We start from the raw sequence: 12536 nt of genomic DNA on the forward strand, positions 1-12536 counted from the left end.
CATCGCGGATCAGCATGATGCCACAGGTCTGCCCGCTCTCGGCGGCAAGTTGCAGCCTGCGTCCTGCAGTTAGCGACAAAGATTGTTGGGGTTCTGCGATGACCAAGCCGACAGCAGGCGATCGAAGTGTCTCTTCCACGGACCAGAGCAGATCGGTCTCGCCTGTGGTGCGAAACAGGTGTAGCCGCTCGTTAACGCCAGCAGGTAGAGCGCCCAGAAACGGCAGTTCGGGAATGTGCGCAGGTATAATCCAAACGATCACGCCGGAGATGCGCGCAGCCTGGAACAGCGCGAATGCGCGACGTCCGCGACTTTGTGCTTCGTGGACGCGGGCCGCAACCAGAGCAAGAGGATCACCGAGGCTGGGTTCGAAATGTGTCTTCATCTCACCCTTTCCTGCGCGCTCCAGAGTCCGGTCCTTCGACACCGGATGATACCATCCACAGCGCCAAAATAGAACACATAGAGAACATGAGGGGATTCGAGAAGGCAGCGTTTCTGGAACGTGGAGAAATTTTGCCAGTCCTTGTGACAGCCAGCACCCAGCCATGTTTGACGCATGGGGCATCGCGACTTTTGGGATCAACGGAACCTGAACAGCCAGCAACCGTTGCCGAAAGGTAATTTTCAACGATGCGAGACCGATGTGAAGATCGCGACCTTCAACGTGAACGGCGTTAACGGCCGCATTGATCTGCTGCTGCGTTGGTTGGCCGAAGCGGAGCCAAACGTGGTTTGTTTGCAGGAGCTTAAATCGACCGACGAACGCTTTCCAGAAAAGGCCATCGAGAAGGCGGGCTACGGCGCGATCTGGCAGGGTCAGAAAAGCTGGAACGGGGTGGCCATTCTCGCGCGGGGCACTGCTCCCATTGAAACCCGACGCGGGTTGCTGGGTGATGTGGATGATCTGCAAAGCCGCTATATTGAGGCGGCGGTGAACGGGGTGCTGATCGGCTGCTTGTATGCGCCGAACGGCAACCCGGCACCCGGACCGAAGTTCGACTATAAGCTAAGCTGGTTGAAGCGGTTTGAGACCCATGCGAAGCAGTTGAAAAAGCTCGACCTGCCCATCGTGCTGGCGGGAGATTTCAACATCATCCCGACCGACCGCGATTGTTACAACCCCGAGCGCTGGCGTGGCGATGCGCTGTTTCGCGATGAGGTGAAGGCGTCGTTCGCACGGTTGGGTCGGGCGGGATGGACCGATGCGCTGCGCCAGCTTTACCCCGATGAGGAAATTTACACGTTCTGGGACTATCTCAGAAACGCATGGGGACGTAACGCCGGGTTACGCTTAGATCATCTGCTGCTCAGCCCCTTGCTAACGGGACGGCTGTTGTCCGCTGGCGTGGATCGTCATGTCAGAGGCTGGGCACATGCAAGCGACCATGCGCCCACTTGGGTCGAGATTGCAGACGAGCCTTAGCCGGCGCTCGCATGTGTTCGGGCAGCTGATTTCTTTGATGCATCGTCCTTGCAGAGTCCGCTTGCCTCGTTACGTTAGCATTGTCGGACTTAGCCATCCCATCAGCCTTCTCGAACTACACCGCGCGGTCGAATCGTTAATGAATGCACAGCAACTGAAACTTCCTATCGAAAGGCCGCTGTTTCGCAGCGAGGTCATCGCAGGATTTGAATGCGGCCTTGTTCATCATGGCCGTCACGATCTGTTGGAAACGACACGGCACACACCACAGCAGCGGATGTATGACCACCTCCGGATCGCCTATGATCACGGGATGAAAACGGTCAGGGACGGCCTCGTTCCCGGCCACAATGCGGTCGAGCGACTCAGGACAGCGCAGGCTGCGGGCGTGCAAGGCATCTGGGATTTGTCGCATTATCATCACAATTCGGACCCGGTGCGCTGCGCCAGGATTGTGGCGGAGGCAGCGCTGTCAATCTTGGGTGCCGAGCGTTTGTGGTTGTGTCCTGTTAACGAGCCGTCTTTGTATCCTTTAATAGCGGGCATGCCGCAGAATGAAGCGGTTAATCTGGCGATCATAATGGCGCGGGTGGCGCGCGACCATCATCCCAACATCGGCATTCTGACCAACGACCCCATAACGGGTGTCGGCGAGCGGCAGTTTGCCGCGACCGATGCCATTGTGTCAGCGGTTTCGGTCGATGTGATTGGGGTGAATTATTATCCCCATACCGCCCGCACGATCTTGTCGAAAGTGCTGCTCAAAACATGGCGGCGCTACAAAAAGCCGATCATGGTGGCGGAGACGAGCTGGCACGAGGGTCACCCCGCCCATCATCGCCGTCATCCTGGCTTTCACAAAGGTAGCTGGTTGCGCGAAGTGCTGGGTCAGGTGGAAATCGCGCGACTGCACGGTGCGCAAATCGCTGGAGTCTGTTGGTATCCGATCATCGATTGCCCGCCTTGGCACACACCCCGCTCGCAGCGCCGCTGGAGTCATGGCTTGATACGGAGCGATCTTTCGCTCGACCCGGAGCTGTCGGCCGAGCTTGCAGGACTTCGAACCTACAGTGCGGTCTAGCGCGCAAGCCGCTTAAACCGCTAGATATATTGGTTGTCTGGTTGCTTTCGAGGCAAAGCGCGGTTATTATGCTGCGATCAGGCATACTGCCATTTTCCACATCAGCAGACCGCTATCCTGATTTCCGCGCGTGGGAACCAATGTTTGCCTCGGCGACTTAACCGACAGGTGGGGTCTTCGTAACAGCCTAGAGTGATAAATGAAAAACGGAAAAGCTGTTGTGCTAGTGGTGGAGGATGAAGCCCTCATCCGGATAAGCGCGGTCGATATCGTGCTATCAGCTGGTTATGAGGCGCTGGAAGCGCGGGACGCCGACGAGGCCATTCGTATTCTGGAAGCCCGAAGTGATATCGACATCGTGTTTACCGATGTCCAGATGCCGGGCACTATGGATGGGATCAAGTTGTCGCATTACATCCGCAATCGCTGGCCGCCGGTGAAGCTGATTGTAGCCTCGGGCATGGCTATCTTGGAGGAAAGCAGCTTGCCGGAAGGCAGCGCATTTTTCTCGAAGCCATATGCCGATCACACGATTACTGACACGATGGCGCGCTTACTGGCCGCCTGAGGCACCTCAAATCTCATCAAATCTCATCAAATCTCTTGTGATGCTCTGACACGGCGAGGCTTGCGGGCTGCTTGCGGTGTCGCCACTATGGCGCATAGTCAGGAGAATGACGAGATGCAGCCCGCCTCACCGCCGCAAAGCTACGAAGATCTGATCCGCATTATCCATGACCGCTATGAAGGCATGAGCAAATCGTATCAGAAAATTGCAGTCTATCTGACGCAGAATCCCAACGATGTGGCGGTGCTAAGCGTGGCGGCGTTGGCGGCGAAATGCGATATTCATGCCTCTAACTACATTCGGTTCGCGCAGGCTTTGGGTTATAAGGGCTTCAAAGAATTGCAGGTGTTGTTTCAGCGTCGGCTGTCAACAGCAGCGCCGGGGTTTGATGCGCGCTTGCAGGCGCTGGAGGCCGAGCTAGGGGCGCGGGCGGATCACAGTGAGGTCGGATTTCTGCGTGATCTGGTGGTGCGGGATATGAACTCGCTGCAAGATTTGCTGACCAATATTGACGGCGCGCAGATCTCGCAGGCGGTCGATCTGATGGAAAAGGCCGAGACGATCTTTCTGCTGGGGCAGTTGCGTTCTGCCCCGGTGGTGGAACTGCTGCGCTACGTGCTTACGATGATTGGCAAACGCACCGAACTGCTGGATGCGGGCGGCGGGTTAGCTACTCATATGGCCAAGCTGATGGGGCCGACAGATATGCTGCTGGCAGTGTCGTTCCGGTTTTATGCTACCGAGGTGGTGAATATCGTTGAAGAAGCAGCTGCGCGTGGGGTGCCGATTGTAGCGATCAGCGATAGCACGCTGTCGCCTTTGGCGAAGAATGCCGAGGTGCTGTTTGCAGTGCCAGAGCACGAATACACGTTCTCACGGTCGCTGGCGGCCCCAATTTGTTTGGCGCAGGCACTGGTGGTGGCTTTGGCGGCGCGGACGCAGAAAACCGGGGAAGCTCCCCGGATTCCGATTGTGACGGCGACTTAGACGCCGGTCAGAGCCGCATTGGGCCGTCTGGTACTGGCATACCACCAGCGACCGCGCCCCAGATGGATTGGTCGAAGTTGACCACAGCGCCCGTCATCAAACCCGCATCATCCGAGACGAGGAAGTTGACGGCGCGGGCGGCCTCGGCAGGATCAATGAGGCGTCCGAACGGGAGATTGGCGGTCGCTTTAGCTTCCCAATCCTCGCCGCCGGTTGCGATCTGAAGCTGGCGCTCGTTGTCCGAAGCCATCCAGCCGACGTTCAGCTGGTTGATGCGGATGCGGTTGGCCATCACGGAAAAGGCGGTGTTGGTGGTAAGCGTGGTCAGCGCACCTTTTGAGGCACAATAGGCATTGATGAACGGCTGGCCTGCCAGAGCCGAGATCGAGCCGATGTTGCAGATCGCGCCTTCGATGCCATCGCGGATCATCAGCTTGATTGCGTCTTGCATCAGGAAATAGGGCCCCCGGACGTTTACCGCAAACATCCGATCAAACAGCTCTGGCGTGGTATCCAGTATGGTGCCGCGGTCCGTCATAGCGCCTGCGTTGACCAGCACATCAAGCCGACCGAAGCGCTGGTCGGTCTGGGCAATCACGGCACGGCAGTCTTCGACGGTACCGAAATCGGCGGCGATGAACGCAGCGGGCGTGCCGTGGCGGGCGGTAAGATCGGCGGCGACAGCATTACCACGCGCGGCGTTGCGACCGGTGATGATCAGGCCAGCGGCTCCGGCGGCGGCAAGCCGACGCGCGATGGCAGCACCAAGACCTTGCGTTGCGCCAGTAACGACGCAAATTTTACCGTTCATTTGGTTGCCCGAGAACCCGGGGTTAGCCGTCATACTTCGACCTCATACCCTGCGGCTGCCATGACGCGGAGCAGTTCCTTGTGACCTTTTTGGGCCATGGCGAGCGGTGGTGATACCTTGGGGTCTTGCTCGGCTTCGACAACGAACCAGCCTTGGTAGCCGTGGGTGGCGCAGCGTTTGATGATGGTCTCAAAGTCGAGGCTGCCGTCGCCGGGAACGGTGAAGGCACCTTTCATCACGGCGTCGAGGAAGCTTTCGCGGCTGCGGTCGAGGCTGTTGATTACCTCCATCCGCACGTCTTTGGTGTGGACATGGCTGATGCGGGCGTGGTGATTGTCAAGCACCCGCAGCACATCGCCACCCGCAAAAGCCATGTGGCCAGCGTCAAATAGCAGCGGAATCCCCGCACCGGAATGCTTCATAAACAGGTCAAGCTCGGCTTCGGTTTCAATCACCGCGGCCATGTGGTGATGGTAGGACAACGGCATACCTTGCTCGGCGCACCACTCACCAAATTCAGTCATATCATGGGCATAGGCACGGATTTGATCTTCCGACAGCTTAGGTTTGGTGGCGAGCGGCTTGGAGCGGTCGCCTTGGATTGAGCGGGCAACTTCGCCGTAAACGATACAAGGTGCGCCTGCCGCGATGAAGAAATCCATCTGGGCGCGGATGCGGTCCTTGTTAGGGGCCAGACCCTCGTCAAGCACGGTGCCCGAAAACCAGCCGCCACAGACCGAAATTCCGAAGCGATCCAAAATCGGGCCAAGCTCTGCCATGTTCATTGGGAAACGGCGGCCGGTCTCCATGCCGGTGAAGCCTGCGATAGAGGCTTGGCGCAAACATTCCTCTAGGCTGACATCGTCGGAGAGCTCCGCCAGATCGTCATTCCACCAAGCGATGGGGGCAATGCCAAGTTTCGCCTTGAGGGCGGGTGTGGTGGTCATAGGGTCATACTCCAAAAAATCTTAGACGCCAATGCGCTGCTTGGCGCGAATCTGCAACTGATGGTCGCGCGCTTTGGCGACGCTGTCACGGGGGGATACTTCGGGAACACCGACATCCCAATCGGCATCGCCGGGAACCCAAGTGTAGGCGTCGGTGGTGATCGAGATTACCGTCGTGCGGTCGGTTGTTTTCGCCCATTCCAAAGCGGTGGCCAAGTCTGACAGGCTTTCAACATGGCGGCTGGCTGCCCCCATGGCTGTCGCATGGGCTGCAAAATCCACATGCAGAGGCGCAGTGGCGTTTTGGATGCGGCAATCTTGCAGCAGGTTGTTGAAGCCGGGAACGCCTTTGGCCTGTTGCAGGCGGTTGATCACCGCGTAACCGCCGTTGTCGCAGATCACGATAATCATTTTATGGCCCGAGAGCACAGAAGAATAGATGTCGGAATTCATCATCATATAGGTGCCATCACCGAGCATGACGATGGGGATGCCGCCCGCCGCGCTGCCTGCCGCACCGGGACCAGATTGTGCCATCGCACAGCCCCAGCCTGCGGCGATTTCATAGCCCATGCAGGAAAAGCCGAATTCCAGATCAAAGGTGTTCGGGGCTTTGACACGCCAGCCCTTAGCAACCTCACCGGGCAGACCCCCTGCGGCAGAAATCAGTGTGTCATGTTCGCCTGCGGCCAGGTTCACTTGGTTGACGACTTGGGCGTAGCTGGGCACAGCGGTGTTGGTCGGAGCTTGGAGGGTGTCAAGCAAAGTGTCCCATTCGGCAAACAAAGCTTTGGCCCGCGGGAGATAGGCCGGATCAGCGCGCCAGTCCTCAAGCGCGGCGTCCAGTTCGGTGACGGTTTCCAGGGCATCGCCGACCACGGCAAGCGCGCGGTGCTTGGTGGCATCGTAGCGAGCGGCGTTGATCGAGATGAAGCGGGCTTCTTGCGCAAATGCCGTCCACGATCCGGTGGTGAAGTCTTGCAATCTGGTCCCGATGGCAATGATCACGTCAGCCTCAGCGGCCAAAGCATTGGCAGAGGTTGAGCCGATGATGCCAATCGGGCCGCAATGCACAGGATGATAATGGGTTAGCCCGCCTTTGCCAGCGTTGGTCTCAACCACCGGAATGCCGCGAGTTGCAGCAAAGGCGGCGACAGCCTGCTCTGCCCCGGAATAACGCACACCACCACCTGCGATGATCAGCGGATCTTTGGCGGATCTGAGCAGATCGACGGCCTGTGCCAGCGCGCGGCGGTCGGGGCGCGGGCGTGGAATGGTCCAGAGCCGAGGCTCGAAAAACACTTCTGGATAGTCAAAGGCCAATTCTTGGGTGTCTTGCGGCAAAGCAATAAATGCGGGCCCGCAATCAGCGGGGTCAAGCATGGCAGCGACCGCTTGCGGCAGCGACGAGAGGATTTGCGCAGGGTGGGTGATGCGATCCCAATAGCGGGTAACGGCTTTGAACGCATCGCTGACGGTCAGCGTCGGGTTGTTGTAATGCTCAACCTGTTGCAGCACCGGATCGGGCAACCGGGTGGTAAAAGTATCGCCTGCGATCAGCAGTACCGGCAAGCGGTTGGCATGAGCGGCACCCGCAGCGGTGACCATATTTAGCGCGCCAGGGCCGATCGACGCCGTCGCTACCATAATCTGACGTCGGCGCTTGGCTTTGGCAAAGCCGATGGCGGCCAGCGCCATGGATTGCTCATTCTGGCCGCGCCACGTCGGCAATTGGTCTTGCACTGCTTCTAACGCCTCGGAAATGCAGGTGACGTTGCCATGGCCAAAGATGGCAAACACCCCGGCAAACAGTGGCACAATTTGCCCGTCAATCTCGGTGTTCTGAACGGTCAGCCAGCGCACCAGAGCCTGGCTCATGGTCAGCCGAATCGTGGCGTTGGACATGGTGACGTCTCCTCCTCAGGTTCAACGGGATCATAAACATTCGGATTGATTATTGACAACGGCAAATTCCTGCAACGATTATTGCGAGTAACGCAGCTGAGCGACTCCGGGTTTTGTGGCTTTGGGATCGGTCGGCATCTCGGGAGGCACTGATGTATCATCGGTTTGGTTTGTTCACTGCAGGCAACTGGCAGCCCGCGCAAAGCGGCGCAACTGAGCCAGTGCTCAGCACGATAAGCGGTCCGTCTTGCGCCAATGCCTCTGATAAGAGGCTGTCGGCAAATGTCTTCGCCCAATACCCAAAGCGCGCTCGCCGGAGCGGCACCGAAGCCATAACGGTTAATCAAAGTATCAAACTAGCGCAAACGGTGTGGGCATGATCGAGAATAAGCTGAAAGCACTGTGGGCGGAAGGCCGACCTGCGATTAACGGCTGGTGTAGTATTGGCAATTCGTTCACCGCCGAGATCATGGCGGCGCAGGGTTTCGACAGCATCACCATAGACATGCAGCATGGCGCGCTGGATTACTCCAGCCTGTTGCCGATGTTTCAGGCGATGCGAGCGAGTGGGGCAGTGCTGATGGCCCGGGTGCCGTGGAACGAGCCGGGCATCGTGATGAAAGCGCTGGATGCCGGGGCCTATGGCATCATCTGCCCGATGGTAAACACCGCCGAGGATGCCGCGCGCTTTGTCAGCTATCTACGCTATCCGCCGCTGGGGCAGCGCAGCTTTGGTCCGACCCGGGTCGGCTTTGCGGCAGGCGCGAATTACGCGGGCGAGGCGAATGATAACATTCTGGCGTTCGCGATGATTGAGACTGCCGAGGCGCTGGCGAATTTGGACGCCATCGCCGCCACTCCGGGCCTGGATGGGCTGTATATTGGGCCAGCCGATCTGACATTGTCGCTGACCGGTGGAAGACTGCCCCCGGGGTTCGACCGCGAAGAACCCGAGATGGTCGCGGCGATCCAGAGGATTCTCGCGGCATGCAAAGCCAATGGTCTGCGGGCGGGGCTGCATTGCGGCACGTCAGAGTATGCCGCTCGCGCGATTGCATGGGGCTTTGATCTGACCACGGTGGGCGGAGACAGTCGGTTCCTTGCGGCGGCGGCGGGCGCTGCTGTGGCGCGGTTCCGGGATTTGACCAAGGACAGCATTGCTGCCTCCAACGCGAAAGCCACGGCGAAAAGCGGTGAAAAGGGGGGCTACTGATGCCGCATGTGCTGCTGGCAGGCAAGCTGCATCCGGCGGGGCTGGCCTTGTTGCGGGTGGCGCAGGGGGTAACGTTTGATCATGTCGAGGAAATCTCGGAAGCCTCATATCAGCCCTATCTGGCAGAGGCCGATGCGATGGTAATCCGCACCCAACCGCTGAGCGCTGCAAGCATCGCCCGCGCCCCCCGGCTGCAAATCGTGTCGCGTCACGGGGTTGGCTTTGATGCGGTCGATGTGGTGGCGCTGAATGCGAGGCGGATCCCACTTTGTATCGTCGGTGATGTGAATTCGGTTTCGGTGGCAGAGCACGCGATGATGATGATGCTCGCCTGTGCCAAGCAGTTGATCCGTTCAGATGCCGCGGTGCGCCACGGCCCCTGGGGTTGGCGCAATCAGTTGCAACAAAGCGAACTGGCGGGCAAGTGCTTGTTGATCTTGGGCTACGGCCGTATCGGTCGCCATCTTGCCCGTATGGCAGCCGCTTTTAATATGCAGATCCGCGCCTATGATCCCTATCTCGCGATGCAAGGTTGGCCAGAGGGTGCGGTGCCTGCGGTGTCGGATTTGGCCGAGGGGCTGGCTTGGGCAGATGTCGTCTCGGTGCATCTGCCGAAGGCTGACCGCCCTATCTTAGGTGCCACTGAAATCGCGCAACTGCGGCGCGGGGCGATCGTGGTCAATACCGCGCGTGGCGGCATTGTTGCTGAGGCGGCGCTGGTGGATGCGCTCACTTCCGGCCACATAGCCGCCGCAGCTCTTGATGTATTTGATGCCGAGCCCCCTTCTCCCGATAACCCGCTGTTGAGGATCGATAACTTGATCCTCACTCCCCACATCGCTGGGCTCACGGCCCAAGCGGCTGAACGTATGGCGGTGGCTTCCGTCCAAAATGTGCTGGATCACTTCAGTGGCAAGCTCGATCAGGGGCTCGTCGTGAATCGGCAGCAGATCAAATGAGCAAATCAGCGTGGAGCGCCGGGGCATGAGCCTTGCAGCCGGGGTGATTGGGACAGGCGTGATGGGCGCGGAACATGCGCGGCTGCTGCGAGAGGAAATCAGTGGCGCGCATCTGGCGGCAGTCTGTGACGCGGATGCGGGGCGAGCAGATGCTGCGGCGCAAGGTGCTGCGGTGTTTACTGATGCATTGGGGTTGATCCGATCTGATAAAATTGAGGCGGTGGTGATTGCATCGCCCGATGCCACCCATGCCGAACTGGCGCTGGCGTGTATCGCGGCGGGTAAGCCAGTGCTGAGTGAGAAGCCCATCGCTGCGACGGCGGCAGAAGGTTTGCAAATTGTTGAGGCAGAGGCTTCACTGGGTCTGCGCTTGGTGACGGTGGGGTTTATGCGGCGTTTTGATGCGGGTTATGTTGAAATGCGGGCGGCGCGGATTGCCGGGCAGATCGGTGCGCCGGTGCTGCTGCACAACATCCACCGCAACGTGTCGGCCCCAGAATGGTTTACCGGTGCGATGGCCGTGACGAATTCGCTGGTGCATGAGATTGATATTTCACGCTGGCTGCTCGGGTCGGAATTTACCTCGGCACAAGTGACATCGGGGCCGGGAGGCGATCCGATGATGGTGACAATGCAGACCGACAAGGGTGAGATCGTCTCGACCGAGGTCTACATGAACGCGGTATATGGCTATCATGTACATGCGCAGCTGGTGGGACGGCAGGGCAGCATTGAGATGGCGGCGCCGGCTCGGCTGCTGGTCAATCAAGCGGCGGCGCAAAGTTTTAGCTTTCCACCGAACTGGGTGCCGCGCTTTGCCGATGCCTATCGGTTGCAAATGCAGGCTTGGGTAAATGCGGTGCAGAGCGGCGGTTCTGTTGGTGCGAGCGCTTGGGATGGCTTCGTGACGACCTCAATTGCCGAACAAATCGTCGGCGTTTTGGCATCGGGCGATCGGATTGGCTTGAGTTTTCCACCACGACCAGAACTGTACGACTGACGAAAGACAACTGCGAGGCATTCGACAAGGTGTTTTGCTTTGATCGAAACTTGCCGTTTCATTCTACTTGGCTTGGCCTGAAGGCGGAGTTGCGTAGATGGTTCTCGCGAGTCGAAGCGGGCTGGAATCACAATTGCCGCAATGGAGTAGGCTAAACGTGACTTTGCAGCGTCGGTCTTGCGAGCCGTATCGGCGGTTCAGGACAGCAAGAAATTTCTCAAACATTAGGAAACTTTAGAAATATTAATCACGATAACTTTGCTAGAGTATGGCTACGCAACAGCAAGGTGAGGCTGCGATGGTGAAAACGCTTTTGGTTCATGGTCTGGATGGATCGCCTGCGCCACATTGGCAGCACTGGTGGGTGGCGACTGATCCCAATGCGATGATGGTTGATCTTTCTGATGTCAGCCGTCCCGATCCGGCGCGATGGGGGGCTGAGCTTGCGGGTGCGATCCTGCGGCACCCCGGTGCCGTGTTGGTCGGGCACAGTCTGGGGGCTGTGCTGATCACCCAAGTGCTGACCGATTGGCCGCAGTTGGACGTCGCCGCCGCCTTGCTGGTCGCCCCGGCCGAGCCTGAGGGGCAGTCTCGCATACAACCATTTGCGCCTCTGCGGGCTCGGCCACTAGATGTGCCCACTACCGTGGTCGCCAGCCGCAATGATCCGTGGATGCGGTTTCATCGGGCGCGGCAGCTGGCTGATGCGTGGAGGGCTGATGTGATCGACGTCGGATTTGCCGGGCATATCAATGTAGAATCCGGGTTTGGGCCTTGGCCGGAAGGCAAGCGATTGCGCGATGATCTGTTGGTACAGGCTACTCCACAGCCGCGCCCGCAGCTTGCGAGACTTTCCAACGTCGCAACATTCTTCCCTCACAGATAGGAGTTGACCATGTTTTATTGCGGTTTCGATCCGGGCCTAGAAGCCTATCTTGCAAGCCAAAACCATGATCTTCAGCCGAGCCCAACAGGTTATGTTTGGGCGGCATCGGTGCTGTTAGCCTTCACTATCTTCAGCTTGGTTCTGGTGGGGACCACGTGAATCGGTGCGACCAAATTCAGTCTGCCTTCGCGTTGCCGCAGATATTCCGGCAATAGTGAACGCTTCGTTAATGACCCAACAAACGGCCATATAGCGGCCATTTAGCGGCCACACTTTTTACGAAACCACGGCGTCCGCCTTCACGGCGCTTTGCACCTGCTGCCGATAGAGATTTTTCACAACTTTGACGGGATGAGGGAACCAGTCGGGCCGATCCGCGTTTCAAGTTCGCTAACCAGTAAAGCGTGGATTTCTATTAGGAGTGGGTCGATGGAATGGAATCGTATTGAGTCTAAGTGGAACGAAATGGCTCGTCGCCTACAATATTCCGCGCCCGCCGCTCGGACTGCAAACGCAAAGATCAACGATGCAGTGACGCAGCCAGTTGCCAAACCAGCCTTGAAATCGACCGCTGGGGCCGGTGAAGAAAACAACGCGCGCGCCATCTTTTGATGTCAGCCGAGGAACCCTCGGCATGGGATGACACTGCCCCGATACGCTCAGAGCTATTTGGTACTGAACGTCTCGAACACCACGCGGAAACTTTGGCCGCATCGCAAAAACTAGCGACGCGGCCAGTACGCGTTTCTAGTC

The 12536-nt window shown here is 58.5% G+C and carries 12 protein-coding genes and 1 pseudogene; 9 read left to right on the forward strand and 4 right to left on the reverse strand.

Annotated elements, in window-relative coordinates; all coding sequences use genetic code 11:
* Positions 1 to 385 (reverse strand): annotated as a pseudogene (locus JWS10_RS02580) (hypothetical protein); the annotation flags it as partial.
* Positions 386 to 646: 261 nt separating this feature from the next.
* On the opposite strand from JWS10_RS02580, the gene xth reads away from it, so the two are divergent.
* The 4 genes from xth to JWS10_RS02600 all read left to right on the forward strand — a co-directional run bounded on the left by xth (position 647) and on the right by JWS10_RS02600 (position 4062).
* Positions 647 to 1426: an exodeoxyribonuclease III gene (gene xth / locus JWS10_RS02585; RefSeq protein WP_299504475.1), complete on the forward strand. Its 780-nt coding sequence runs from the start codon at positions 647 to 649 to the stop codon at positions 1424 to 1426.
* Positions 1377 to 2507 (forward strand): glycosyl hydrolase 53 family protein, encoded by a 1131-nt coding sequence (locus JWS10_RS02590; RefSeq protein ID WP_299504477.1) that lies wholly within the window; start codon positions 1377 to 1379, stop codon positions 2505 to 2507. The genes xth and JWS10_RS02590 overlap by 50 nt, the downstream gene beginning before the upstream one ends.
* Positions 2508 to 2706: 199 nt before the next feature.
* Entirely contained in the window at positions 2707 to 3075 is a 369-nt protein-coding gene (locus JWS10_RS02595; protein WP_299477830.1) for a response regulator, read from the forward strand.
* 87 nt (positions 3076 to 3162) lie between these two features.
* Positions 3163 to 4062 (forward strand): MurR/RpiR family transcriptional regulator, encoded by a 900-nt coding sequence (locus tag JWS10_RS02600; RefSeq protein WP_299504479.1) that lies wholly within the window; start codon positions 3163 to 3165, stop codon positions 4060 to 4062.
* A gap of 7 nt (positions 4063 to 4069) precedes the next feature.
* On the opposite strand, the gene JWS10_RS02605 is transcribed toward JWS10_RS02600, so the two are convergent.
* Genes JWS10_RS02605 through iolD form a run of 3 tightly spaced genes read right to left on the reverse strand, consistent with a single transcriptional unit; the run spans position 4070 to position 7725 of the window.
* A complete protein-coding gene (locus JWS10_RS02605; protein ID WP_299504482.1) occupies positions 4070 to 4906 on the reverse strand; it encodes an SDR family oxidoreductase in 837 nt (278 codons plus the stop codon).
* Positions 4903 to 5820 carry a myo-inosose-2 dehydratase gene (gene iolE / locus JWS10_RS02610; RefSeq protein WP_299477839.1) on the reverse strand — a complete coding sequence of 306 codons (918 nt, stop codon included), beginning with the start codon at positions 5818 to 5820 and terminating at the stop codon, positions 4903 to 4905. Before iolE ends, JWS10_RS02605 begins: the two co-directional genes overlap by 4 nt.
* Before the next feature lie 21 nt (positions 5821 to 5841).
* Positions 5842 to 7725 (reverse strand): 3D-(3,5/4)-trihydroxycyclohexane-1,2-dione acylhydrolase (decyclizing), encoded by a 1884-nt coding sequence (gene iolD, locus JWS10_RS02615; RefSeq protein WP_299504484.1) that lies wholly within the window; start codon positions 7723 to 7725, stop codon positions 5842 to 5844.
* Positions 7726 to 8101: 376 nt separating this feature from the next.
* Between iolD and JWS10_RS02620 the strand changes: the two genes are divergently transcribed.
* From JWS10_RS02620 to JWS10_RS02640, 5 genes are all read left to right on the forward strand, one after another.
* Positions 8102 to 8938 (forward strand): aldolase/citrate lyase family protein, encoded by an 837-nt coding sequence (locus tag JWS10_RS02620; protein WP_299504486.1) that lies wholly within the window; start codon positions 8102 to 8104, stop codon positions 8936 to 8938.
* On the forward strand, positions 8938 to 9897 hold the full coding sequence (locus JWS10_RS02625) for a hydroxyacid dehydrogenase (protein ID WP_299504488.1): 960 nt from the start codon (positions 8938 to 8940) through the stop codon (positions 9895 to 9897). Before JWS10_RS02620 ends, JWS10_RS02625 begins: the two co-directional genes overlap by 1 nt.
* A gap of 25 nt (positions 9898 to 9922) precedes the next feature.
* Complete coding sequence (locus tag JWS10_RS02630) at positions 9923 to 10897, forward strand: Gfo/Idh/MocA family oxidoreductase (protein ID WP_299504490.1); 975 nt, start codon at positions 9923 to 9925, stop codon at positions 10895 to 10897.
* Positions 10898 to 11165: 268 nt separating this feature from the next.
* The gene (locus JWS10_RS02635; RefSeq protein WP_299504493.1) at positions 11166 to 11783 is read left to right on the forward strand and encodes an alpha/beta fold hydrolase; all 618 of its coding nucleotides are present in this window, start codon (positions 11166 to 11168) and stop codon (positions 11781 to 11783) included.
* A gap of 9 nt (positions 11784 to 11792) precedes the next feature.
* The gene (locus tag JWS10_RS02640) at positions 11793 to 11942 is read left to right on the forward strand and encodes a hypothetical protein (protein WP_299504495.1); all 150 of its coding nucleotides are present in this window, start codon (positions 11793 to 11795) and stop codon (positions 11940 to 11942) included.
* Positions 11943 to 12536 lie beyond the last annotated feature (594 nt).

It is taken from the genome of Cypionkella sp., assembly GCF_028290025.1.
Taxonomy (GTDB): domain Bacteria; phylum Pseudomonadota; class Alphaproteobacteria; order Rhodobacterales; family Rhodobacteraceae; genus Cypionkella.